This window comes from Pseudomonas sp. BRG-100 (genome assembly GCF_000737955.1).
Taxonomy (GTDB): Bacteria; Pseudomonadota; Gammaproteobacteria; order Pseudomonadales; family Pseudomonadaceae; genus Aquipseudomonas; species Aquipseudomonas synxantha_A.
In genome coordinates this window covers 4592126-4614378 of the sequence record NZ_JPRX01000001.1, presented here as the reverse complement: position 1 = coordinate 4614378, position 22253 = coordinate 4592126, and the positions used below count along the sequence as shown (strand labels likewise).

General features: G+C 59.3%; 24 protein-coding genes. 5 read left to right on the top strand and 19 right to left on the bottom strand.

The window, feature by feature from the left end:
- Positions 1 to 35: 35 nt before the first annotated feature.
- From tolB to JH25_RS06950, 13 genes are all read right to left on the bottom strand, one after another.
- Positions 36 to 1316: a Tol-Pal system beta propeller repeat protein TolB gene (tolB, locus tag JH25_RS06890; protein ID WP_032803700.1), complete on the bottom strand. Its 1281-nt coding sequence runs from the start codon at positions 1314 to 1316 to the stop codon at positions 36 to 38.
- 17 nt (positions 1317 to 1333) lie between these two features.
- Positions 1334 to 2407, bottom strand: a complete 1074-nt coding sequence (gene tolA, locus JH25_RS06895; protein WP_005790902.1) for a cell envelope integrity protein TolA — start codon at positions 2405 to 2407, stop codon at positions 1334 to 1336.
- Positions 2407 to 2859, bottom strand: coding sequence for a protein TolR (gene tolR / locus JH25_RS06900; RefSeq protein WP_161793227.1), 453 nt, complete (start codon positions 2857 to 2859; stop codon positions 2407 to 2409). Before tolR ends, tolA begins: the two co-directional genes overlap by 1 nt.
- Positions 2860 to 2882: 23 nt before the next feature.
- On the bottom strand, positions 2883 to 3578 hold the full coding sequence (tolQ, locus tag JH25_RS06905) for a protein TolQ (protein ID WP_003193865.1): 696 nt from the start codon (positions 3576 to 3578) through the stop codon (positions 2883 to 2885).
- Position 3579: 1 nt separating this feature from the next.
- Positions 3580 to 4035 carry a tol-pal system-associated acyl-CoA thioesterase gene (gene ybgC / locus JH25_RS06910; RefSeq protein WP_003175800.1) on the bottom strand — a complete coding sequence of 152 codons (456 nt, stop codon included), beginning with the start codon at positions 4033 to 4035 and terminating at the stop codon, positions 3580 to 3582.
- A gap of 140 nt (positions 4036 to 4175) precedes the next feature.
- Positions 4176 to 5234, bottom strand: a complete 1059-nt coding sequence (gene ruvB / locus JH25_RS06915; protein WP_032879700.1) for a Holliday junction branch migration DNA helicase RuvB — start codon at positions 5232 to 5234, stop codon at positions 4176 to 4178.
- A complete protein-coding gene (ruvA, locus tag JH25_RS06920; protein ID WP_005790908.1) occupies positions 5235 to 5846 on the bottom strand; it encodes a Holliday junction branch migration protein RuvA in 612 nt (203 codons plus the stop codon). It abuts the gene before it with no gap.
- Positions 5847 to 5914: 68 nt separating this feature from the next.
- A complete protein-coding gene (gene ruvC, locus JH25_RS06925) occupies positions 5915 to 6439 on the bottom strand; it encodes a crossover junction endodeoxyribonuclease RuvC (RefSeq protein WP_005790910.1) in 525 nt (174 codons plus the stop codon).
- Between the two features lie 171 nt (positions 6440 to 6610).
- Positions 6611 to 7357, bottom strand: coding sequence for a YebC/PmpR family DNA-binding transcriptional regulator (locus JH25_RS06930; protein ID WP_032879699.1), 747 nt, complete (start codon positions 7355 to 7357; stop codon positions 6611 to 6613).
- A gap of 136 nt (positions 7358 to 7493) precedes the next feature.
- Positions 7494 to 9269: an aspartate--tRNA ligase gene (gene aspS / locus JH25_RS06935; protein ID WP_005790914.1), complete on the bottom strand. Its 1776-nt coding sequence runs from the start codon at positions 9267 to 9269 to the stop codon at positions 7494 to 7496.
- Between the two features lie 108 nt (positions 9270 to 9377).
- Positions 9378 to 9599 carry an FmdB family zinc ribbon protein gene (locus JH25_RS06940; protein ID WP_003193872.1) on the bottom strand — a complete coding sequence of 74 codons (222 nt, stop codon included), beginning with the start codon at positions 9597 to 9599 and terminating at the stop codon, positions 9378 to 9380.
- A 170-nt stretch (positions 9600 to 9769) separates the two neighbouring features.
- Entirely contained in the window at positions 9770 to 10123 is a 354-nt protein-coding gene (locus JH25_RS06945; RefSeq protein ID WP_032803701.1) for a ribbon-helix-helix domain-containing protein, read from the bottom strand.
- Between the two features lie 181 nt (positions 10124 to 10304).
- Positions 10305 to 10778: a Dps family protein gene (locus JH25_RS06950; RefSeq protein ID WP_003193874.1), complete on the bottom strand. Its 474-nt coding sequence runs from the start codon at positions 10776 to 10778 to the stop codon at positions 10305 to 10307.
- 428 nt (positions 10779 to 11206) lie between these two features.
- Between JH25_RS06950 and JH25_RS29275 the strand changes: the two genes are divergently transcribed.
- A complete protein-coding gene (locus JH25_RS29275; RefSeq protein WP_005790922.1) occupies positions 11207 to 11809 on the top strand; it encodes a cold-shock protein in 603 nt (200 codons plus the stop codon).
- Positions 11810 to 11883: 74 nt separating this feature from the next.
- Here JH25_RS29275 and JH25_RS06960 read toward each other — a convergent pair whose 3' ends face one another.
- The gene (locus tag JH25_RS06960; RefSeq protein ID WP_005790924.1) at positions 11884 to 12090 is read right to left on the bottom strand and encodes a SlyX family protein; all 207 of its coding nucleotides are present in this window, start codon (positions 12088 to 12090) and stop codon (positions 11884 to 11886) included.
- 3 nt (positions 12091 to 12093) lie between these two features.
- Positions 12094 to 12519, bottom strand: a complete 426-nt coding sequence (locus tag JH25_RS06965) for an HIT domain-containing protein (RefSeq protein WP_032879698.1) — start codon at positions 12517 to 12519, stop codon at positions 12094 to 12096.
- A 742-nt stretch (positions 12520 to 13261) separates the two neighbouring features.
- On the opposite strand from JH25_RS06965, the gene JH25_RS06970 reads away from it, so the two are divergent.
- Positions 13262 to 14557 (top strand): OprD family porin, encoded by a 1296-nt coding sequence (locus tag JH25_RS06970; protein ID WP_032879697.1) that lies wholly within the window; start codon positions 13262 to 13264, stop codon positions 14555 to 14557.
- A 181-nt stretch (positions 14558 to 14738) separates the two neighbouring features.
- Here the strand turns inward: JH25_RS06970 and JH25_RS06975 are convergent, their stop codons facing one another.
- Both JH25_RS06975 and JH25_RS06980 read right to left on the bottom strand, forming a co-directional pair.
- Entirely contained in the window at positions 14739 to 15581 is an 843-nt protein-coding gene (locus tag JH25_RS06975) for a mechanosensitive ion channel family protein (protein ID WP_032879695.1), read from the bottom strand.
- 136 nt (positions 15582 to 15717) lie between these two features.
- Positions 15718 to 16203 carry a YajQ family cyclic di-GMP-binding protein gene (locus JH25_RS06980; RefSeq protein WP_003193880.1) on the bottom strand — a complete coding sequence of 162 codons (486 nt, stop codon included), beginning with the start codon at positions 16201 to 16203 and terminating at the stop codon, positions 15718 to 15720.
- Positions 16204 to 16326: 123 nt separating this feature from the next.
- Here JH25_RS06980 and JH25_RS06985 point away from each other — a divergent pair, with 123 nt between their 5' ends.
- The 3 genes from JH25_RS06985 to JH25_RS06995 are packed head-to-tail and all read left to right on the top strand — an operon-like array spanning position 16327 to position 19908.
- On the top strand, positions 16327 to 17244 hold the full coding sequence (locus JH25_RS06985; protein WP_032879694.1) for a putative 2-dehydropantoate 2-reductase: 918 nt from the start codon (positions 16327 to 16329) through the stop codon (positions 17242 to 17244).
- Positions 17245 to 17290: 46 nt separating this feature from the next.
- On the top strand, positions 17291 to 19327 hold the full coding sequence (locus JH25_RS06990; RefSeq protein WP_032879693.1) for a sensor histidine kinase: 2037 nt from the start codon (positions 17291 to 17293) through the stop codon (positions 19325 to 19327).
- A gap of 2 nt (positions 19328 to 19329) precedes the next feature.
- Positions 19330 to 19908, top strand: coding sequence for a cob(I)yrinic acid a,c-diamide adenosyltransferase (locus JH25_RS06995; RefSeq protein ID WP_005790941.1), 579 nt, complete (start codon positions 19330 to 19332; stop codon positions 19906 to 19908).
- Positions 19909 to 20026: 118 nt separating this feature from the next.
- On the opposite strand, the gene JH25_RS07000 is transcribed toward JH25_RS06995, so the two are convergent.
- Positions 20027 to 20971, bottom strand: coding sequence for a Nudix family hydrolase (locus JH25_RS07000; protein ID WP_032881235.1), 945 nt, complete (start codon positions 20969 to 20971; stop codon positions 20027 to 20029).
- A 19-nt stretch (positions 20972 to 20990) separates the two neighbouring features.
- Positions 20991 to 22208, bottom strand: a complete 1218-nt coding sequence (gene argJ, locus JH25_RS07005; RefSeq protein WP_005790945.1) for a bifunctional glutamate N-acetyltransferase/amino-acid acetyltransferase ArgJ — start codon at positions 22206 to 22208, stop codon at positions 20991 to 20993.
- Positions 22209 to 22253 lie beyond the last annotated feature (45 nt).

Sequence of the window (22253 nt, the reverse complement as noted above, 5' to 3'; positions counted from 1 at the left end):
CCAGTGTGTTAAGTACTTCTTTTTGTAGCGCCGCGTCAGTTCAGGTAAGGGGACCAGGATGGTTCTCTGACTTCGCCTTGTGCGGTAGGAAGTGGGAGCCTTACGCGTCCATTGATGGACACGAGCATCAAGACTCCCCGGCCCTGCTGGCGGGTGGCGTAGATTACCATGGTGCCGTTGGGCGCAACAGTGGCTGACTCATCAAGGTTGGTATCTGTAAGGATTTTAACGGTTCCGCGCTGCAAATCCTGGGCCGCAACCCGGAAATTAGTGAAACCATCCTGACGGTGAATCATCACCAACGTCTTTTCATCGGCCGAAAGCTTGGGGTTGGCGTTGTAGTTACCGATAAAGGTCACACGCTCAGCACCACCACCGTTCACGTTTGCCTTGTAGACCTGAGGCTTGCCGCCACGGTCGGAGGTGAAGTAGATGGTCGAACCATCCTTACCCCAGAACGGTTCGGTGTTGATGCCCGGGCCGCTGGTCACGCGACTCAGTTGGCGCGAGGCCATGTTCATCACGTAGATATCCGGGTTGCCGTCCTTGGAGAGCACGAAAGCCAGGCGCGAACCATCCGGCGACCAGGCTGGCGCACCGTTGAGGCCTTCAAAGTTGGTGATCTGCTCGCGACGACCCGTATCAATGTGCTGCACAAAGATACGCGGGCGACGCTGTTCGAACGATACGTAGGCAATACGCTTGCCGTCCGGCGCGAAGCGCGGCGACAGGATTGGCTCGCGGGACTGCAGCAAGGTCACTGCACGTGCGCCGTCGTAGTCCGAACGTTGCAGGGTGTAGCGGGTGTTGTCTACAGAGAAACGCTCAGCCGTGACATACAGCAGGCGCGTCGAGAACGCCCCTTTGATACCGGTGAGCTTTTCAAACGACTGGTCCGAGATGTAGTGGGCCATGTCGCGCAGTTGCTCGGCGGTACCCGATACGCTGCCGGTCAATACCTGCTGCTCGGTGGCCACGTTGAACAACGTGTACTGGATCTGCAGGCGACCACCGGCCGGCGTGATGTTGCCCACCATCACGTACTGCGCGCCCACGGCTTTCCAGTCACGGAACACGACTTCGCTGGCCTGGTTGGGCTGGCTGATCATGTTGCCTTTGGGGATCGGCGCGTAGTAACCGGAGTTACGCAGGTCGTCGCTGACGATCTGGGCCATGTCGTCCGGCAGCACGCTGCCGCCCTGCCAACCGAAGGGTACGACTGCAATCGGAGTAGCCCGATCGCTGCCGCTGGTTACCAGGATGTTCTTTTCATCCGCCGCCGCTATCCCTGCCATACAGCAAATAACGACAAGCATTCCTCGAAGAAGGTTTCTCACAAGGCTAGATCCTCAGGTGTGAATGTCATCTTGAATGAACGATAGGGAGCGAAGTCACTTGGTTTCATTCCCTGCATCTCGGTCAACCGGCCAATATTCTTGACTGCGGCAACCGCTGAACTGTCGAACGTACCGTCACCACTGGACTTGGCCACGCTGACCGAAGTCACCGTACCGTCCGGCAACATGCCGATCTGCAGCACTACTGTCATGCCTTTGCGTGCCGAAGGTGGACGTGTCCAGCCTTCCGCTGCCCGCGCTCGAATCAGATCGTCGAAACTGCCCGCGACTTCATCACCACGTTCATCGGCCAGGGCTTGCTGACGCTGCGGCGTGTCGGAAAGCAAATCTGCCAGGGCCTGGGCCTTTTTCTCTTCGGCGGATTTGCGTGCTGCTTCCTGGGCCTTTTTCTTGGAGGCGTCGGCGGCAGCTTTCTTCTTCGCTTCGTCGGCGACTTTCTTCTTCGCCTCGTCTGCTTCAGCTTTTTTCTTGGCGTCTTCGGCGGCTTTCTTCTTCGCGTCTTCGACTATCTTTTTCTTGGCTTCTTCAGCGGCCTTTTTCTTGGCCTCTTCCTCGGCAGCCTTCTTGGCTTCTTCTTCAGATTTCTTCTTGGCTATATCAGCCAATTGTTTCTCTTCAGCCTTTTTGGCTTCGGCAGCTTTCTCGGCTTTCTTGGCTTCATCAGCCTTTTTCGCCTCGTCGGCTTTCTTGGCTTCGTCGGCCTTTTTCGATTCCTCGGCCTTTTGAGCCGCCTCTTCTTTCTTTTGTTCCGCAGCAGCCTTCACCGCTTCCTGCTCGACCTTCTTCTGTTCCATCTGCTCGACTTCAGTCTGGCGCGCAGCCGACTTCTGGGCCTCACCTGCAATCTTCTGATTGGTCTGGGTGGTGGCCTGGCTTTTCGATTTCAGCTGATACAGGGTCGCCTGCACGATCGGCTTGGCTGGCGGCAGGTCCGGGGTCATGGCAAAGCTGACAAACAGCATGCCGAACACCAGGACGTGCAGGGCTATCGCCCACACGCCAGGCCAGAAGTAGCTTTCCGAGGCGGACGGCTCTCGCTGTTGCTGCATCAGGGCGCCTCGGTAATCAAGCCAACGTTACCGACGCCGGCTTTCTGCAGCCCGCCCATGGCACCCATGACGGAGCCGTAGTCGACCGATTTGTCGCCGCGGATAAATACCTGAGTGTGCTTGCCGCCTTCGTTGCCGGAGCGAATGATCTTGGTCACCGCATCGGTCATCGCCGGCAAAGTCAGGGCCTTGTCCTGCTGCTTCTGGGTGTCGACTTCGCTGCCAAGGTTCCAGTAATAGGTCTTGTCAGCCTTGATCGAAATGGTCAGGACCTGCGTGTTGTTGTCCTGCGGCAAGGCTTCACTGGAAACCTTGGGCAGATCAACCTTCACGCCCTGATTGAGCATCGGCGCGGTCACCATGAAGATCACCAGCAGCACCAGCATCACGTCGATGTAGGGCACTACGTTCATCTCGGCGACCGGCTTGCGCTTTTTGCGAGCTCGAGCGATTAAAGCCATTGGGAATTACCTGCTTATTCTTCGCTGGTGTGCACTTTACGGTGCAGGATCGCCTGGAATTCATCGGCGAAGGTGTAGTAACGGCCGATCAAGGTTTCGCTGGTTGCGGCAAAACGGTTGTAGGCGATTACTGCGGGGATAGCGGCAAACAGGCCGATCGCGGTGGCGATCAGGGCTTCGGCAATACCCGGGGCCACGGTGGCCAGCGTGGCTTGCTGGGCCTGGGCCAGGCCGCGGAAGGAGTTCATGATCCCCCATACGGTACCGAACAGGCCGATGTACGGGCTGACGGAACCGACGGTGGCGAGGAACGGCAGGCCCTGCTCGAGTTTCTCTTCTTCGCGGGAGATGGCCACGCGCATGGCACGGGCCACGCCTTCCATCACCGCTTCAGGGTCGACACCCGGCTGCTGGCGCAGGCGCGAGAATTCCTTGAAACCGGCACGGAAGATCTGCTCGACGCCCGAATCCGGGTCCGGGTTGCTGCCGGCCTGGCGGTACAGTTTGGACAGGTCGATACCCGACCAGAAGCGCTCTTCGAAGCTCTCCAGGGCACGTCGACCGGCGCGCAGCATGTTGCTGCGCTGAAAAATCATGACCCAAGAGGTAACCGATGCGGCTACCAGGGTCAGCATGACCAGTTGAACCACGACACTGGCATTGCTGACCAGGCTCCACATGGAGGAATGGTCGACGACGGTAGGTTCCACGCTAAATCTCCTGCTTTGATTGTTTACCCGCGCCGCTCACGGCGGCAAAGGCCGCGCGTAGAGTTTCGGGAATGGCCCGAGGTTTCAAACTGTTGGTGCGTACACATGCCACCAGGAACTGCCCCTCACAGAGCAGCGTTGCATCCGTTGCCCGCCTGACCTGCTGTTTGAATCGCAGGCTGGCACGGTTCAATTCGATGACCTCAGCGCTGACCAGCAATTCATCGTCCAGTCGCGCCGGTGCGTGATAACGCGCCTCGCTGGAATGCACGACGAATAACAGGTCCTCCCCTGCCAGCGTGGATTGGGCAAAGCCCAGCTCCCGTAGCCGCTCGGTTCGAGCCCGCTCCATGAATTTCAGGTAGTTGACGTAATACACGATGCCGCCGGCATCGGTGTCCTCGTAATAAACGCGACAGCGATGTGCGAACGACTGATCCCCGTTTTGCGCGCGCATACTCTAGTGCTTACTCCTCAGGTTGCCAATCCGGCTGGACAACTGTTTTTTCATTCCTGAACGCTTTTGCAGTGACTCAAATGACGACGCCAGACACTGGGACAGCACAAAGCTCAGATAAATCGTCCGGCGTCAGCTTTTTAATCGTCCACTGCATCAAGGAATTCGTCTACCGCAGGCATCTCGCCCAATCGTGACGGAATGTTTAGCCCAAAGTGCAAATAGGCATGGCGCGTCACCACCCGGCCCCGTGGTGTACGCATGATATAGCCTTGCTGGATCAGGAACGGCTCCAACACATCCTCAATGGTATGGCGCTCTTCACTGATAGCCGCCGCCAGGCTGTCCACGCCGACCGGGCCACCGTCGAACTTCTCGATCATGGTCAAGAGTAGACGTCGATCCTGGTGATCGAAGCCGTGCTCGTCCACGTCCAGCAGGTTCAAGGCCAGGTCCGCGACCGCCTTGGTGATGTGCCCTTTGGCACGCACTTCGGCAAAATCGCGCACGCGGCGCAGCAAACGGTTGGCGATACGTGGCGTGCCGCGGGCGCGCCGGGCGATTTCAAAGGCGCCTTCCGGGTCCAGGGGCAAGCCAAGGATGCTCGCCGAACGGCTGACGATGGTCGCCAGATCAGCGGTGCTATAGAACTCCAGACGTTGAACAATGCCGAAACGGTCTCGCAGCGGGTTGGTCAGCATACCCGCACGCGTGGTCGCGCCCACCAGAGTGAAAGGTGGCAGGTCGAGCTTGATCGAACGGGCTGCCGGGCCTTCGCCGATCATGATGTCGAGCTGGAAGTCTTCCATCGCCGGGTACAGCACTTCTTCGACAATCGGTGATAACCGATGGATCTCGTCGATAAACAGTACGTCATGGGGTTCAAGATTGGTCAGCAGCGCTGCCAGGTCACCGGGACGCTCCAGCACCGGGCCGGAGGTGGACTTGATCGACACGCCCATTTCCTGGGCGATGATATTGGCCAGGGTAGTCTTGCCCAAACCCGGCGGGCCGAAGATCAGGGTGTGGTCCAGGGACTCACTGCGCCCGCGCGCGGCCTGGATAAACAGCTCCATCTGCTCGCGCACGGTAGGCTGGCCGATGTATTCGGCCAGGCTCAGGGGGCGGATGGCCCGGTCCTGGACTTCTTCACGGTCACGCGGGCCGGTGGCCGCGATCAGACGATCAGCTTCAATCACTTAAATCATTCCCTTCAGGGCTCGGCGGATCATGTCTTCGCTGCTCAGGTTCTTGTCCTTGATGGCCGATACCGCCTTGCTGGCTTCCTGAGGCTTGTAGCCCAGGGAGATCAACGCACTGACGGCATCGCTTTCGGCACTGGCGATCTGGCCTGCCGGCATATCCGGCTGGTTCGGTACCAGGGCGAACATGCTCGGCACCACTTCCCAGGCCTTGAAGCGGTCCTTGAGCTCCACCAACAGGCGCTCGGCGGTTTTCTTGCCCACTCCCGGCACCTTGGTCAGGGCCGAGGTATCCTGGGCGGATACAGCACGCACCAATTCATCCACTTCCAGGCTCGACATCAAGGCCAGGGCCAATTTGGGCCCCACGCCATTGAGACGAATCAGCTCGCGGAAGAAATCGCGGTCGCGCTTGCCGATGAAACCATAGAGCAGTTGCGCGTCTTCACGCACTACCAAATGCGTGTGCAAGGTTATCGGCTCGCCGACCGACGGCAAGCGGTACAACGTGGTCATGGGCACTTCCAGCTCATAACCCAACCCATTCACATCCAGAATCAGGTGCGGCGGCTGTTTTTCGGCCAGGGTGCCGCGCAAGCGTCCAATCACGGTTCAGATCCTTAAAGCTTGGGGGTCAGATCAGGGCCTGACCGCAAATAACCAATGCGCTGATGCTATCAGAGACGCAGCCGCCCGCCACGACTACGTGCCGTTCCCAAGCCGTGAGGCAGCAGGCTGGAACGGGTATGTGCATGGCAAATGGCGATGGCCAGGGCGTCGGAGGCGTCGATCTGCGGTTTTGAAGTGAGCTTGAGCATGTGCATGACCATCATCTGCACCTGTTCCTTGTTGGCTGCACCGGTGCCGACCACGGCCTGTTTGACCTGGGTCGCGGTGTATTCAGCGATCTCCATGCCCTCCTCGGCACCCGCCACGATGGCAGCGCCACGGGCCTGGCCGAGCTTGAGAGCCGAATCGGCGTTCTTGGCCATGAAGACCTTTTCGATGCCCATGGTGACCGGGCCGTAGGTCTGGATGACTTCACGTACGCCGCGATAGACGATCTGCAGCCGCTCGGCCAATTCCCCTGCGCCGGTGCGGATGCAGCCCGAGGCAACATAGATGCAGCCGCGCGGGGTCTGCTGCACCACGCCAAAACCGGTGATGCGCGAACCGGGGTCGATACCTAGGATTAAAGTCATAACGCCTGCGGGTTGGATAAACACATTTTTTGATACACAGAGACTCTAATGTGGGAGGGGGCTTGCTCCCGATGAGGGAGTGTCAGTAAGTACATTTGTGACTGACCCACCGCCATCGGGAGCAAGCCCCCTCCCACACAAGCCCCTCCCACATTGGGATATTCATCGTTCTTAAGTGAGCTGTTCGGCCACAGACTCAGGGATGTCGGCATTCGAATACACATTCTGCACATCATCCAGGTCTTCAAGCATATCCAGCATCTTCAACACCTTCTGCGCCCCCTCCAGGTCCAGCTCGGCACTGGTGGTCGGCAGCATCACGATTTCCGCGTCGGTGCCGCTGAAACCAGCAGCTTGCAGGGCATTACGCACGGCGTAGAAGCTGGCGAACGAGGTAAACACATCGATAGAGCCGTCTTCGTTGGTGACCACGTCGTCGGCGTCCGCTTCCATCGCGGCTTCCATCAGCGCGTCTTCATCGGTGCCAGGAGCGAAGGTGATCTGCCCTTTGCGTTCGAACAGGTAGGCCACCGAACCATCCGTGCCGAGGTTGCCACCGCATTTGCTGAACGCGTGGCGCACGGCTGCGGCGGTGCGGTTGCGGTTATCGGTCATGCACTCGACCATCACCGCCACGCCGCCCGGGCCGTAGCCTTCATAGGTCAGTTCGACCATATCGTCGGTGTCGGCCGCACCGGCACCACGAGCCACGGCGCGGTCAATGATGTCGCGGCTCATGTTGGCACCCAGCGCCTTGTCCAGCGCCAGGCGCAGACGCGGGTTAGAGCCCGGGTCACCGCCGCCCTGACGGGCTGCGACGGTCAGTTCGCGAATCCACTTGGTGAAGATCTTGCCCTTCTTGGCATCCTGACGCTCTTTGCGGTGCTTGATGTTCGCCCACTTGGAATGGCCAGCCATAACACAACTCCGAAATTCTCTAGAAACCTTATCAATCCCGCCCCCGGCGGGATTTCCCTCTTTTAAACGCAAAGGCGCATCCGAAGATGCGCCTTTTTGACTGCGTACAACCTTATCGCGCTTTCACGCTGCAGCCTTACTCAGCCTTCGGCGTCTCGCGCAGACGGATGTGCAGTTCGCGCAACGCCTTGGCATCCACCACACCCGGGGCCTGGGTCATGACGTCCGCAGCGCTCTGGGTTTTCGGGAAGGCGATCACTTCACGGATCGACTGGGCGCCGGTCATCAGCATCACCAGACGGTCCAGGCCGAACGCCAAACCACCGTGCGGTGGCGCGCCGTATTTCAGGGCGTCGAGCAGGAAGCCGAACTTCTCTTCCTGTTCCGCTTCGTTGATGCCCAGCAGGCGGAACACCGCTTGTTGCATCTCTTTGCGGTGGATACGGATCGAACCGCCACCCAGCTCAGTACCGTTGAGCACCATGTCGTAGGCACGGGACAGTGCGCCTGCCGGGTTGGCTTCCAACTCCTGCGGGGAGCACTTCGGCGCGGTGAACGGGTGGTGCAACGCGCTGAAGCTGCCGTCGTCGTTCTCTTCGAACATCGGGAAGTCGACGACCCACATCGGTGCCCATTCGCAGGTCAGCAGGTTCAGGTCGTGACCGAGCTTGATACGCAGCGCGCCCAGGGCTTCGCTGACGATCTTGGCCTTGTCGGCGCCGAAGAACACGATGTCGCCGTCAACGGCACCGACGCGATCGAGGATCGTGTTCAGGTTGGCTTCAGGGATGTTTTTCACGATCGGCGATTGCAGGCCGTCAACGCCGTTAGCGCGCTCGTTGACCTTGATGTACGCCAGGCCCTTGGCACCATAGATGCCGACAAACTTGGTGTAGTCGTCGATCTGCTTGCGCGGCATGCTCGCGCCGCCAGGTACGCGCAGGGCAGCAATGCGGCATTTAGGGTCGTTGGCCGGGCCGCTGAACACCTTGAAGTCGACATCCTTGAGCTGGTCGGCCACGTCCACCAGTTCCAGCGGGTTACGCAGGTCTGGCTTGTCGGAACCGTAGCGGCGCATGGCTTCTTCGAAGGTCATGTGCGGGAATTCGCCGAACTCCAGGTCCAGCACTTCCTTGAACAGGTTGCGGATCATCTGCTCGGTCAGGCCCATGATCTCTTTTTCATCGAGGAAGCTGGTCTCGATGTCGATCTGGGTGAATTCCGGCTGGCGGTCAGCGCGCAGGTCTTCGTCACGGAAGCACTTGGCGATCTGGTAGTAACGGTCGAAGCCGGCCACCATCAGCAGTTGCTTGAACAGCTGCGGCGATTGCGGCAAGGCGAAGAAGCTGCCGGCGTGGGTACGGCTAGGCACCAGGTAGTCGCGCGCGCCTTCCGGGGTAGCCCGGGTGAGGATCGGCGTTTCGACGTCGAGGAAGCCGTTCTCGTCCAGGAAGCGACGGATGCTGGTGGTCATGCGCGAACGCAGGCGCAGCTTCTCGGCCATTTCCGGACGACGCAGGTCCAGGAAGCGGTAGCGCAGGCGGGTTTCTTCGCCCACGTCGGAGTATTCGTTGAGTGGGAACGGCGGGGTTTCCGACTCGTTCAGCACTTCCAGCTCATAGCCCAGCACTTCAATGCCGCCGGACGCCATGTTCTTGTTCACGGCACCGGCCGGACGCAGGCGTACCTTGCCGGTGATCTTGACGACGTATTCGCTGCGCACGCGGTCGGCGGCGGCGAAGCTCTCGGCGCGGTCCGGGTCGAACACCACCTGGGCCAGGCCATCGCGATCACGGATATCGAGGAAGATCACCCCGCCGTGGTCGCGGCGACGGTGAACCCATCCGCAAAGGGTGATTTCCTGACCTTCCAGGGTCTCGTTCAGTTGGCCGCAATAATGGCTGCGCATCATGGTCGTGGTTTCACTTCTCGTAATTCGAAATTCGGTGGCAGGCCCGCCTCGTCACCGTACATTAAAGCAGGGGACGGATAATGCAGGAGCCTGCGCGTAGAGTTCAACTCAGTCTGCTTTGTCGCCGCCGGCCAGGTTCTTCTTGGCACCGGTCTTGAAATCAGTCTCGTACCAGCCGCTGCCGCTCAGGCGGAAGCCCGGCATGGACAACATCTTCTTCAACTCAGGTGCCTGGCAGGCAGGGCAATCGACCAGCGGCGCTGCGCTGATCTTCTGAATGGCTTCCAACTGGTGACCACAGGAAGCGCATTGATAGTCGTACATGGGCATGGAGATGTCTCGGCGATCAGATCGTTACAGCGCCACGCCCTGCCCTGTGCATAAAGCCCCGGCATGCGCAGCAAAGCGCGGGATTATATCTGGTAAATCGACACAGCGCAGCCGGCTTTCTGCCCCGGGGCCGGCCCACAAGGATGAAGGCCGGGCCCAGGGCCGCCGGGCTACGACGCGAAGGTGCCCTCAGCGGCGGGAGCAACCCGGCCCTTGAGCACGTGAACCACGCACACCACCCTCACCAGCCCACTGAAGTTCTTCACGCCTCCGTAACGCAAATGCACTTCCCGATCGACATAGGACAACAAGGCACTGACCGAACAGGCATTGATCCTGGCGATCTCCGTCAGGATGTTCCAGTAGATCTGCTCAAGCCGCAGGCAGGTCGAAAACCCATTGAGCCTGACCGACCGCGACAAGGGCTTGGCCAGCCCCATATCGAACCCTTTTGCAAAAGGGTCGACCTTTATCTTGTGAAAACCACAGGTTTCCATCACTCCTTTACCCATTCCACGTGACATACACCCGACACTCCATTGCCAAACAGCAGCCAATGGGCTTCTCCCATTGAACGATGGGCCTATAAAACAGCACCCAGCGTGCAGCAGCCAGAAGACGGGGAGTCGTTAGTCGTAGGACAACGCCAGGAAGCGCAGGGAAACAAGCAGGCAGCGCTGAAACAGCGCCGCCCGGGTTTGACAGTTACTGGTTTTCGAGCAGCGAACGCAGCATCCACGCGGTTTTCTCGTGTACCTGCATACGCTGGGTCAACAGGTCGGCCGTCGGCTCATCGCTGACCTTGTCCAGCAGCGGGAAGATGCCTCGGGCGGTACGCGTAACCGCTTCCTGACCGGCCACCAGTTGCTTGATCATCTCTTCGGCGCTCGGCACACCCTCCTCTTCCTTGATCGAAGACAGGCGGGCGTAGATTGAATAGGCGCCCGGCGCCGGGAAGCCCAGGGCACGGATGCGCTCGGCAATGGAGTCCACCGCCAGCGCCAATTCGTTGTACTGCTCCTCGAACATCAAGTGCAGCGTACGAAACATGGGGCCTGTGACGTTCCAATGGAAGTTGTGGGTCTTCAGATACAGAACATAGGTATCGGACAGCAGTCGTGAAAGTCCGTCGACGATGGACTTACGGTCTTCTTCACTGATACCAATATCGATTGCCATGTTTTTCCCCTTCAATTGACGAGTATTCATTGATCAGGTGCAGGACCACTCTAGCAAGAGAGCGAGCCGCATGCAGCCCGTCACACCCAGGCGACCTGCGGCAAATCGCCCCGCATCGCTTGCAACTCGCGAATTGGCAAGCCTTTTTAGCCGTAGGAACGGTCTCGCAACGCCCGCCAAAAAATCCTGCACCTGTCTAGGACAAGCGTTTGCTGCACAAATGCCGTTGCCGTCGCAACACCCCGAAATGCTTGATTTGAGTAGGCACAGCCTTTGCTGTTAAATAGACGCCGTGTGGCTGCCGTTTATTCCTGCGGCACTTCACATAGGCTGATACCCGCGCACGTGCTCAACGCCTCCCATTGTTCAGAAGCGAACCGTGCCAGTCAGCTCTTCCTTGTGATCCGTCTTAACGTGAGTTAATCAAAATGTTGAAAATCGTCCACCTGCTAACGGGCGTTGCAGCTTTGCTGCTGTCCTTTATCCCGAGCCTGCAGCCTGAAAGCCTGCCCTACCTGCAACAACATGACGCTCTGTACCTGGCCTTGTTCGGCCTTCTTAACCTGACGCTCGCACCGGTAATCCCTTACTGGAACAAAGGCACGCGTCATCAACTGCAAAACCTGGTCAGTGCGCTGCTGGTGCTGACTGTTGTTGTTCAAACCCTCACCCTTTTGGCGCCTATGCCTGAAGTGGGTGGCCATCCGGCTATCCTGCTCAGCCTGGTGATTGCTGTGGTTGCCATTGTTCTTCACCTGGCCATCAGCTTCTACCGTTCGTCTCCGGCGGCCGCGTCGCAAAACTACGACATGACCAACCGGGATACCGGTACCGTCAAGTGGTTCAACACCTCCAAAGGCTTCGGCTTCATTTCCCGCGATTCGGGCGACGATATCTTCGTCCACTTCCGGGCTATCCGTGGCGAAGGCCATCGCGTGCTGGTCGAAGGCCAGCGCGTGGAGTTCTCGGTGATGAACCGTGACAAGGGCCTGCAAGCCGAAGACGTCATCGCTGCCCTGCCGCGTCGCTGATCCCAAGCCTTCGCAGCAAAAAAAACCGCGATCCGGCGTTGGCTGGATCGCGGTTTTTTTATGGCCTGTGCATTTCAATAGTGCGGCGGCGGCGCTTCTTCTTCAGATGACTCGAACTGGCCGCCCATTTCTTCCTGGCGCTTGAGCAAGGCCGTCATTTGCAATTGCAGGCGTTCAACCGCCCGCTGCTGTGTGACCAGGATGTCGTTGAGGGTCTCGATGGTGTCGTCCTGGAAGGCCAGGCGGCTTTCCAGGTCGGTAACGCGCTCTTGCAGGTCCATGATTCAGTCCTGGGTAAAGATGAAGTCGGCAGGCAACAGCGCACGCAATCGAGCGCGAATCGCCGCCACTTGCTCTTGGGTATAGGGCCGGGCCGGATGCTTGCCCCACACCGGCGCCGGCCAGGCCGCGTCATCGCGTTTGCGCACGATCACATGCACATGCAATTGGCTGACGACGTTACCCAGCGCACCGATGTTCATCTTGTCAGCGGCCAGCCCCTCGTTAAGCAGTTGCGCCAGGGCCGTCGTTTCTTGCCACAAGGTTTGTTGATCTGCGACATCCAGTTGAAACACTTCGCTGATACCGTCGATGCGTGGCACCAGAATGAACCAGGGGTAATTGGCGTCATTGGACAGCAGCAGGCGACAGAGCGGGAAGTCCCCAATGGCCAAGGTATCTTGTTGCAGGCGTTGATCTAAGGCGAACACGTGGGCACTCCGTTCGGCAGGTCGGGACAGGCGCCCAGCATACCTTTGAACGCCCAAGGCTTCACGGCCAATCCTGGCACTGTTGAGGCGGGCGGGTGAAAAAATGCACCTTTTGGAGGCAGAAAAACAGTTGATCTACGCTAGACCGGGCCTTTAGGGCACGCACCAAAATGACCCACTCGTGCGTCAAAGGGATCCGCCAATTACCCACTGATGGGGGTGAACCGGTAACGTTTTACCCAAGTGAAGGTTTTGCGGGGCACCCGACAGTGGTAACACCCTGGACGTCAAGCCCAAACCAAACGGCGTAAGAGGCCCGTGCTTATGCGGTTTTTACATTCCCATCACGTTTTTCACGAAAAAATGACATTCGGTCGCCCGTTTGAGCACGCTTGTTGCATTCACCCCCGTATCGTCGGCAACGGCACCCGTCTGGAAGCAGGTGTTTCGCGATAAAAGTAGCGGCGTTTCAGTGTGTATCAAGGAAGTGTTCAAACTTTGAAAGAAGTCTGAAAAACAGCATTGAAGTTGTCAGCCTGGATACATTTCTGGCTGTGAATTTGCGACATGGATCTAGCGATTTACGACAGCCTCGTAAAGAAGCTGAAAGGATAGTTGAGTAAGTATCGTCAATAGGGTCTGCGTGAGATAACTTTGCGCCGACACAAAAAGAAAGAGCCGCCCAGATAAAAATACAGGTGGGACGGCAGTACTCTTCCTAAAACCAAAGGAGCAAATCACGATGCGCGTGATGAAGTGGAGCATGATCGCCCTGGCTGTTTCAGCAGGCACCTCGCAGTTCGCAATGGCGTCCGCCCAGGACGATTCCAAGGGCTTTATTGAGGACAGTACGGCCAGCATTCTGACTCGTACCCTTTATTTCAGCCGTGACTTCCGTAACAACGATTCCGGCCAGAGCCGTCGTGAAGAGACCGGCCTAGGTTTCCACGGCCTATTCAGCTCGGGCTACACCCAAGGCACCATCGGTGTCGGTGTCGATGTCATCGGCTTGATGGGCATCAAACTGGACAGCGGCAAGGGCCGCGCGAACACTGGACTGTTCCCTAACGGCTCCGATGGCCGCGCGCAGGATGAATACTCTAAAGGTGGCGCCGCAGTAAAATTTCGCATTTCTAACACAGTGCTGAAAGTCGGCGATCAATACACTACCGCCCCCGTCTTTGCCTCGGATGACAGCCGCTTGCTGCCGGAACTGCCGCAAGGCATCTCCATCACCAGCAACGAAATCAAAGACCTGAAACTGGAAGCCGGTCACTTCACGTCGATTGTTGCTCAGGACCAAACCTACAGGGACAGTATCTCCAGCTCCGAGCCAGGCTCAAGCCGCGGCCTGCGAGACGCCAATTTCGTGGGTGGCGTTTACGCCTGGACTCCAGAGTTCACCACCAGCCTCTACTACTCGAAGGTCGAAGACTACTGGAAGAAGCTCTACGCCAACGTGAACTGGACTCATGCGCTTAGCGATGACCAGTCCGTGGCGGTCGATTTCAACATCTACGACACCAAGAGCGACGGCGCAGGCCTGGTACGTGCTGATAAAGACGGTACTACCAAACTCGACAACCGTGCGTTCAGCTTGCAAGGTGCGTACACCATTGGCGCTCACACCTTTACCCTCGCAGCCCAAAAGGTCAGCGGCGACGGCCAGTATGGCTACGGCGTAGACGGCGGCGGCACGGTTTTCCTGGCCAACTCCATCGCCCGTTCCGACTTCAACGCTGAAGGCGAGAAGTCGTTTCAAGCTCGCTACGACATCAACATGGCGACCTTTGGTATTCCTGGCCTGAGCTTCATGACTCGTTACGTAACAGGTAGCGGCGCCAACACCAACCTCACTAGCAACGGCAAAGAGTGGGAGCGCGATATCGAGGCTAAATATGTGATCCAAAGCGGTGCGGCCAAAGATCTGAGCCTACGTCTACGTCAAGCGACTTATCGCTCCTCGGATAACGTCTACGGATCGCCGTCTCTGGACGAACTGCGTCTGATCGCACAGTACCCGCTGAACATCTTGTAATTGCCGGTTTAATTACAACGATGACTTGAGGCCTCGGCCTTAAACAAAAAGCCGCTCCTCTGTTTAAACAGGGAGCGGCTTTTTTATTGCAGTTTTATTTCATCCCGAAAACAACTAGCAAGCTAAGTAACTAGCTTGTCAAAGCTGACCTTTCGGCCAACTTCGATAGCAGTACGCCAAGTTATTTCGGCGCACTTTCCTGCATCACGCGAATAACCCGTTGTGGAAACGGAATATCAATCCCTGCCGCTTTCAAACGGTCACGTGCCAGTTCATTAAACATAAACATCACGTCCCAATAATCCGGGGTATTGGTCCAGCAACGCAGGGAAACGGTGATGGAGCTATCACCCAGGGTCGAGACCACCGCTACAGGCGCAGGATCAGCCAGCACGCGTGGATCTTTGGCCAACTCCAGCAACACCTCACGGGCTTTTTGCAGGTCGGCTTCATAGTCCACGCCCACATCAAACACTACTTTGCGGGTCGGCTGGCGGTTGGTATTGGTGATGATGCCGTTGGACAGGATGCCGTTCGGCACGATCACTGTCTTGTTGTCACCGGTACGGATCACGGTGTGGAAGATCTGGATGCTATCGACGGTACCCGAGGTGCCCTGCGCTTCGATCCAGTCACCGATGCGGAACGGACGAAACAGCAGAATCAGCACACCACCAGCGAAGTTCGCCAGGCTGCCCTGCAATGCCAGGCCGATCGCCAGGGTTGCCGCACCGATAGCGGCGACGAACGAGGTGGTTGCCACGCCGATCATCGAGGCCACGCTGACGATCAGCATGACTTTCAGCGCAATGTTCGCCAGGCTGGTGACGAAGTGCTGCAGCGCCAGGTCGGCGTTGCGCACGGCCAGCAAACGGCCTACACGATGGGTAAAGACATTGATCAGCCACCAGCCAATGGCCAGGGTGATCACTGCCAGTAATACCCGGCTGCCATATTCCATGATCATGGGGATCCAAGACTGAGAGGTCTTGATCAGGTGATCCATTTCAGCGTTCAAATCCATCTACTTTCTCCTGTGGTGCGGCGATAGGGCTCTATTGACTGCCTGAAAACGCAATTGAGCCCCGAAGGGCTCAATTGTAGGCACTGATTCTGGGGCGTGGGACGTCAAAAACACCCACAGGTTCCCCAAAGTGCCATCAGTCGCGGAAGTTATTGAACTGCAGCGGCATATCGAAAGTCTTGGCACGCAGGGCCGCAATAGCCTCTTGCAGATCATCGCGCTTCTTGCCGGTGACGCGAACCTGCTCGCCCTGAATGGCGGCCTGGACCTTGAGCTTGGCGTCCTTGATGTGGGCGACGATCTTCTTCGCCAGTTCCTTGTCGATGCCTTCCTTGAGCACGGCTTCCTGCTTCATCAGCTTGCCGGAAGCATAGGCGTCCTTGACTTCAAGGCACTGCACGTCGATCTTGCGCTTGACCAGGGCCAGCTTGAGGATCTCGATCATCGCTTCCAGCTGGAAATCGGCTTCAGCGGTCAGGTTGACGGTCAGTTCCTTTTCCTTGAATTCGAAGCTGCCCTTGCCTTTCAGGTCATAGCGACGGTCCAGTTCCTTGACGGCGTTCTCGACGGCGTTGGTGACTTCGTGTTTGTCCAGTTCAGATACCACGTCGAACGAAGGCATGTGATTTCTCCAATATGAGGGGCGGGCTCAGTAGAGATGGAGCGCGCCCGAGCTAAAATTCCGGGGCATTATAGCGGTTCTTTCGCGCCGTTCACCGCTGGCGACCTTATGGAGCACACACTGATGTCGACCCCCTGGCATATTCTTGGCGCCGGCAGCCTGGGCACCCTCTGGGCCACGCGACTGGCGCGCGCCGGCGTGCCCGTCAGGCTGATTCTTCGTAACCAGGCGCGCCTGGCCAGCTATCGCGCCAGCCAAGGGCTGACCTTGGTGGAACGCGGTGTGGAACACACTTATCCGGTCATCGGCGAAACGCCTGACAACCCGGAGCCGATTCGGCGTCTGCTAGTAGCATGCAAAGCCTACGACGCTCAAAGCGCCATCGCCCAGTTGCAGCATCGGCTGGCGCCGGACGCCGAATTGATCCTGCTGCAAAACGGCCTCGGCAGCCAGGACGCGGTGGCTGCGCAATGGCCGTCGGCGCGCTGCATCTTTGCCTCCAGCACTGAAGGTGCATTTCGCGATGGCGATTGGCGCGTGGTATTCGCCGGCCATGGCTACACTTGGCTGGGTGACGCGAGCCATCCCACCCCACCGCTGTGGCTGGATGATCTGCAAGCGGCGGGCATTCCCCATGAATGGGCCACCGATATCCTGACCCGCCTGTGGCGCAAGCTCGCGCTCAATTGCGCCATCAACCCACTGACCGTGCTGTACCACTGCCGCAACGGCGGTTTAAGCGCCCACCACTGCGAGGTCGCCACGCTCTGCGCCGAGCTGGCCGAACTGCTGGAGCGCTGCGGCCAGCCTGCGGCTGCACAGGACTTGCACAGCGAAGTCGAGCGAGTAATCCAGGCCACCGCCGCCAACTATTCCTCCATGTACCAGGACGTCGCCAACGCCCGACGTACCGAGATCAGCTACCTGCTGGGCTACGCTTGCCAGGCCGCGGCCCGCCATCAGTTGGCAGTGCCGCATCTGCAACAGGTGCACACGCGCCTGGTGACGCATTTGCTCGCACGCGGATTGGCCAGCGACTGAGGCACGCGCTACCCTGCCTACCTGTCTATCACCTGGGAACCCCCTGATGCCACTGCGCCAGCGTCTTGAAAATCTACCGGTAGGGCAGAAACTGCTGGCGGCCCTGCTAGTACTGTTGACCACCGTATTGCTGGTGGCCAACCTGACGTTTATCAGCGCTGCTTACTGGATCTCCCAGGAAAGCATGGCCCCCCAGGCCTTGCAGGCCATCGGTCGGCTGGTGTCCAACCCGTCGCTTGCCGAACAGGCGCTTGAATCCCCGGCCAAGGCCGAGGCACTGCTCAACGAACTGACCAGCTATTCACCGTTGCGCGCCGCCGCCCTGTATGACGGCGAAGGCAACCGCCTGGCGCAGATGCAACACGGCGACCGCCTGCACCTGCCGGACCACTACCGGCATATTGAAGCGTGGCGTGTTACCGAGTTTCGCAGCAACCAGGTCATCACCCTGCCCCGTGGCAACCAGCCTTCCGGGCATTTGTTGCTGGTGGCCACAAGTGAGCTGCCGGTGGCCTTCTATACCGGCACGCTGACCGCGAGCCTGGGCATCCTGATCTTCAGTGTGTTGCTGTGGCTGGTCATCGCCCGGCAGATCAAACGCCTGATTACCCGCCCCATCCATGAACTGGAAGAGCTTTCGCGCCAGGTCACCCGCGAAGAGAACTACGCCCTGCGCGCAGGGCCTGGCAACCATGATGAAATCGGCAGCCTGGCCGAAGCTTTCAACACCATGCTGTCGCGTATCGAAGCCCGCGAGCAGCAACTCAAGCGCGCCCGCGACGACTCCCAGGCCGCCTACGACCAGGCCCAGGGTTTGGCCGAAGAAACCCGGCATACCAACCGCAAGCTCGAACTGGAAGTTCAGGTGCGCAGCAAGATCGAGAAAAAACTCACCGGTTTCCAGAACTACCTCAACAGCATCATCGACTCGATGCCCTCGGCGCTGATCGCCCTGGATGAACAGCTCTACGTCACTCAGTGGAACCAGGAAGCCACTGCTCTCTCCGGCACGCGCCTGGACGAAGCCCTGAACCAGCCGATCTTTCTGGCCTTCCAGCCCCTCAAGCCGTACCTGCCACAAATCAAGGCAACGGTGGAGCAACACTCGGTGGAGCGGATAGAACGGGTCACCTGGATCAAGGACGACGAGCCCAAGCATTACGCCCTGACGTTCTATCCATTGATGGGCGGTGCCGGGCGCGGCGTGGTGATCCGGATCGACGACATCACCCAGCGCCTGTCCCTGGAAGAAATGATGGTGCAATCTGAGAAGATGCTCTCGGTCGGCGGCCTCGCGGCCGGTATGGCCCATGAGATCAACAACCCTCTGGGCGCCATCCTGCATAACGTGCAGAACATTCGCCGCCGCCTGTCCCCCGACCTGCCCAAGAACCTGGAGCTCGCCGAACAAGTGGGGATTGAACTGGACACGGTCAATCGCTACCTGCAAGGCCGCGAAGTCCCGCAGTTGCTCGACGGCATCCAGCAAGCTGGCGCCCGCGCCGCGAAAATCGTCACCCACATGCTCAGCTTCAGCCGGCGCAGTAATCGCCAGATGGCCCCCTGCGACTTGCCGGCCTTGATCGACCAGGCCGTGGAAATTGCCGGCAACGATTTCGACCTCACCATCGGCTTCGACTTCAAGGGCCAAGCGATCATCCGCCAGTTCGACCCGCAACTGGGCCCCGTGCCCGGCACCGCCAACGAGCTGGAACAAGTGCTGCTCAATTTGCTGAAGAACGCCGCCCAGGCCATTCACCTGCGTGAAGACGACAGCGAACCGGGGCGCATTATCCTGCGCACCCGCCTCAACCCGCCGTGGGCAGAAATCCAGGTGGAAGACAACGGCATCGGCATGAGCGAAAACGTGCGCAAACGCACGTTCGAGCCGTTCTTCACCACCAAGGAAATCGGCCAGGGCACCGGGCTTGGGCTGTCGGTGTCGTATTTCATCATTACCAACAACCACAAGGGCCAGATGGAAGTGCATTCCACCCTGGGCCAGGGCACGTGCTTTACCTTGCGCCTGCCGCTTGCCGGCAGCCAATTGCCCCCCACTGAACTTACCCAACTGGAGAACTGACCATGGGCTTTCGCCTGTCGAAGATCTACACCCGTACCGGCGACAAGGGCGAGACCGGCCTCGGCGACGGCCGCCGCGTGCCCAAGGACCACCCACGCGTGGAGGCGATTGGCGAGGTGGATACGCTGAACAGCCAGTTGGGCTTGCTGCTGGCCAACCTTGAAGAGCAAAGCGGCAAGCATCCGGCGCTAATGGATGTGATTGAGGTGCTCACACCTTGCCAACATCGCCTTTTCGACCTGGGCGGCGAGCTGGCGATGCCGGTGTACAAGGCATTGAATGCGGCGGAAGTGGATCGGCTGGAAGCGGCGATTGATCGCTGGAATGAGGAGGTTGGGCCGCTGGAGAACTTCATCCTGCCTGGCGGCTCGGCGTTGATCGCCCAAGCCCATGTGTGTCGTAGCCTGGCGCGCAGTGCGGAGCGGCGGTGTCAGCACCTGAATGCGCTGGAGCCGCTGGAAGGCGTGGGATTGGCGTATATCAATCGGTTGTCGGACTTGCTGTTTGTGGCGGCCAGGGTGATTGCCCGGCGCCAAGGTGTTGCTGAAGTGTTGTGGCAGGCGGCTGCCAAGCCACACTGAGATTTATCGGGTGACTGGCAAGACCTCATCGGGAGCAAGCCCCCTCCCACATTTTGAATTGTGAATACATTCAAGTGTGGGAGGGGGCTTGCTCCCGATAGGGCCCGTCAGCGCAACATCAAACCTGCGGCCAGAACGCCCGAATCCCAGCCACGCCTTGCGCTCCGGCTTCCCAGGCCTGCTCCCGCTGCGCAGGCCCAACCCCGCCCAGCAGAAACACCGGCTTACTGAACCCGGCGATCAACTGCGCCGCCTGCTCCCAACCTAAAGGCTGCGCATCCGGATGCGTCTGGGTCGGCTGTACCGGCGACAGCGTGACAAAGTCCACGTCCATCATCTCTGCCAGTGCCAGCTCTTCGGCGTTGTGGCAAGAAGCCGCCAACCAGCGATCCTTCGGCAGCGGTCGGCCTTTGCTCGCATACTTACGCAGTTGCGCCGAGGTCATGTGCCAGCCGGCGGCAGGGAAATCCCCCAGCCATTCGAACGGCCCTTTAAGCATCAGTTGTGCCTTGCCGGCACACAAGCCAACCGCATCCACCGCCAGATCGCGGTATTTGGGGTCATAACCGTTGGGCGCACGCAGTTGAACCAGCTTGATGCCACCAGCGATGGCCTTCTGGATACCGCGCAACAACATCGGGGTTTCCAGCTCACCGGGGGTGATCAGGTACTCGGCCGGCAGGCGCGCAGCAGCAACAATCGGCGCATTCGCCGCCGGGAACTCGTAGTTGAGCAAGTCCCGCGGCGACACCCATTCCAACGGCTGCCCTTCGGCCCCATGAGGCTCGCCGGTAAAAGCCGAGACTTCCCAGACATCCAGCAATACCTGCTTGTCCGGGTAGTCGTGCTGCACCTTGATCAGCGGCCGCGCCGTGGTGACCTGGATGCCCAGCTCTTCCTGCAATTCACGGGACAAGGCCGTGGCGACCGACTCATCGGCCTCCACCTTGCCGCCGGGAAATTCCCAGAGGCCGCCTTGATGCTGTGTATCGGCACGGCGCGCCAACAGGATCCTGCCGTCGACACCGCGGATCACCGCTGCTGCTACATGCACTCGTTTCACCACCAGTTTCCTCTTGGTATCAGGTACGGTATTCCGCGTTGATCTTCACGTATTCGTGGGACAGGTCGGTAGTCCAGATGGTTTCGCTGCACTCGCCGCGGCCCAGTTCGATGCGGATGGTGATTTCTTCCTGCTGCATCACCGCCGAGCCCTGGGCTTCGGTGTAGGTTTCGGCACGGGCACCGCGGCTGGCGATGCATACGTCGCCCAGGAACACGTCGATCTTGCTCACGTCCAGGTCCGGCACGCCGGCACGGCCAACGGCGGCCAGGATACGCCCCCAGTTCGGGTCCGATGCAAACAGTGCGGTCTTGATCAGCGGCGAGTGAGCAACGGTGTAACCCACATCCAGGCATTCCTGATGGTTGCCGCCGCCATTGACTTCAACCGTGACGAACTTGGTCGCGCCCTCGCCGTCGCGCACGATGGCCTGGGCCACCTCCATGCACACTTCAAACACGGCCTGTTTCAACGCCGCAAACAACGGGCCTTCGGTGGACGTGATTTCCGGCAAGTTGGCCTGGCCAGTGGCGATCAGCATGCAGCAGTCGTTGGTGGAAGTGTCGCCGTCGATGGTGATGCGGTTGAACGACTTGTTGGCGCCATCGAGCATCAGGCGCTGCAGCACATCGCGGGAGACTTTGGCGTCGGTGGCGATATAACCGAGCATGGTGGCCATGTTCGGACGGATCATGCCTGCGCCCTTGCTGATACCGGTCACGGTGACGGTCACGCCGTCATGCACGAACTGGCGGCTCGCGCCTTTTGGCAAGGTGTCCGTGGTCATGATGCCGGTGGCCGCAGCCGCCCAGTTATCCACAGACAGGTCATCCAGCGCAGCCTGAAGGGCGCCTTCGATTTTTTCCACTGGCAGCGGCTCACCGATCACGCCGGTGGAGTACGGCAGCACTTGGCTGGCGTCCACGCCGGCCAGTTGCGCCAGCTTGGCGCAGGTGCGCGCAGCCGCCACCAGGCCAGGCTCGCCGGTGCCGGCGTTGGCGTTGCCGGTATTGGTCAGCAGGTAGCGAATCGACCCGGCCACCCGCTGCTTGGCCAGGATCACTGGCGCGGCGCAAAAAGCGTTGAGGGTGAATACACCTGCCACGGTCGAGCCTTCGGCACAGCGCATCACTACCACATCCTTGCGCCCCGGGCGCTTGATGCCGGCCGAAGCGATACCGAGTTCAAAACCGGCGACCGGGTGCAATGTGGGCAAAGGACCAAGACCAACAGCCATGTATGCGCTCCTTGAAATAGATGATGTCTGTGCCGTCGCTATCGA

What these genes read in the sequence shown, in the direction of transcription:
- JH25_RS06930 (WP_032879699.1), bottom strand. Translation starts at nt 7,357, where the DNA reads ATGGCTGGCCATTCCAAGTGGGCGAACATCAAGCACCGCAAAGAGCGT.
- JH25_RS06985 (WP_032879694.1), top strand. Translation starts at nt 16,327, where the DNA reads ATGTCGACCCCCTGGCATATTCTTGGCGCCGGCAGCCTGGGCACCCTC.
- argJ (WP_005790945.1), bottom strand. Translation starts at nt 22,208, where the DNA reads ATGGCTGTTGGTCTTGGTCCTTTGCCCACATTGCACCCGGTCGCCGGT.
- tolA (WP_005790902.1), bottom strand. Translation starts at nt 2,407, where the DNA reads ATGCAGCAACAGCGAGAGCCGTCCGCCTCGGAAAGCTACTTCTGGCCT.
- JH25_RS29275 (WP_005790922.1), top strand. Translation starts at nt 11,207, where the DNA reads ATGTTGAAAATCGTCCACCTGCTAACGGGCGTTGCAGCTTTGCTGCTG.
- JH25_RS06980 (WP_003193880.1), bottom strand. Translation starts at nt 16,203, where the DNA reads ATGCCTTCGTTCGACGTGGTATCTGAACTGGACAAACACGAAGTCACC.
- ybgC (WP_003175800.1), bottom strand. Translation starts at nt 4,035, where the DNA reads ATGCGCGCGCAAAACGGGGATCAGTCGTTCGCACATCGCTGTCGCGTT.
- JH25_RS06960 (WP_005790924.1), bottom strand. Translation starts at nt 12,090, where the DNA reads ATGGACCTGCAAGAGCGCGTTACCGACCTGGAAAGCCGCCTGGCCTTC.
- tolB (WP_032803700.1), bottom strand. Translation starts at nt 1,316, where the DNA reads ATGCTTGTCGTTATTTGCTGTATGGCAGGGATAGCGGCGGCGGATGAA.
- JH25_RS06970 (WP_032879697.1), top strand. Translation starts at nt 13,262, where the DNA reads ATGCGCGTGATGAAGTGGAGCATGATCGCCCTGGCTGTTTCAGCAGGC.
- JH25_RS06950 (WP_003193874.1), bottom strand. Translation starts at nt 10,778, where the DNA reads ATGGCAATCGATATTGGTATCAGTGAAGAAGACCGTAAGTCCATCGTC.
- ruvC (WP_005790910.1), bottom strand. Translation starts at nt 6,439, where the DNA reads ATGACTTTAATCCTAGGTATCGACCCCGGTTCGCGCATCACCGGTTTT.
- JH25_RS06945 (WP_032803701.1), bottom strand. Translation starts at nt 10,123, where the DNA reads ATGTCACGTGGAATGGGTAAAGGAGTGATGGAAACCTGTGGTTTTCAC.
- aspS (WP_005790914.1), bottom strand. Translation starts at nt 9,269, where the DNA reads ATGATGCGCAGCCATTATTGCGGCCAACTGAACGAGACCCTGGAAGGT.
- JH25_RS06990 (WP_032879693.1), top strand. Translation starts at nt 17,291, where the DNA reads ATGCCACTGCGCCAGCGTCTTGAAAATCTACCGGTAGGGCAGAAACTG.
- JH25_RS06975 (WP_032879695.1), bottom strand. Translation starts at nt 15,581, where the DNA reads ATGGATTTGAACGCTGAAATGGATCACCTGATCAAGACCTCTCAGTCT.
- JH25_RS06995 (WP_005790941.1), top strand. Translation starts at nt 19,330, where the DNA reads ATGGGCTTTCGCCTGTCGAAGATCTACACCCGTACCGGCGACAAGGGC.
- JH25_RS06940 (WP_003193872.1), bottom strand. Translation starts at nt 9,599, where the DNA reads ATGCCCATGTACGACTATCAATGCGCTTCCTGTGGTCACCAGTTGGAA.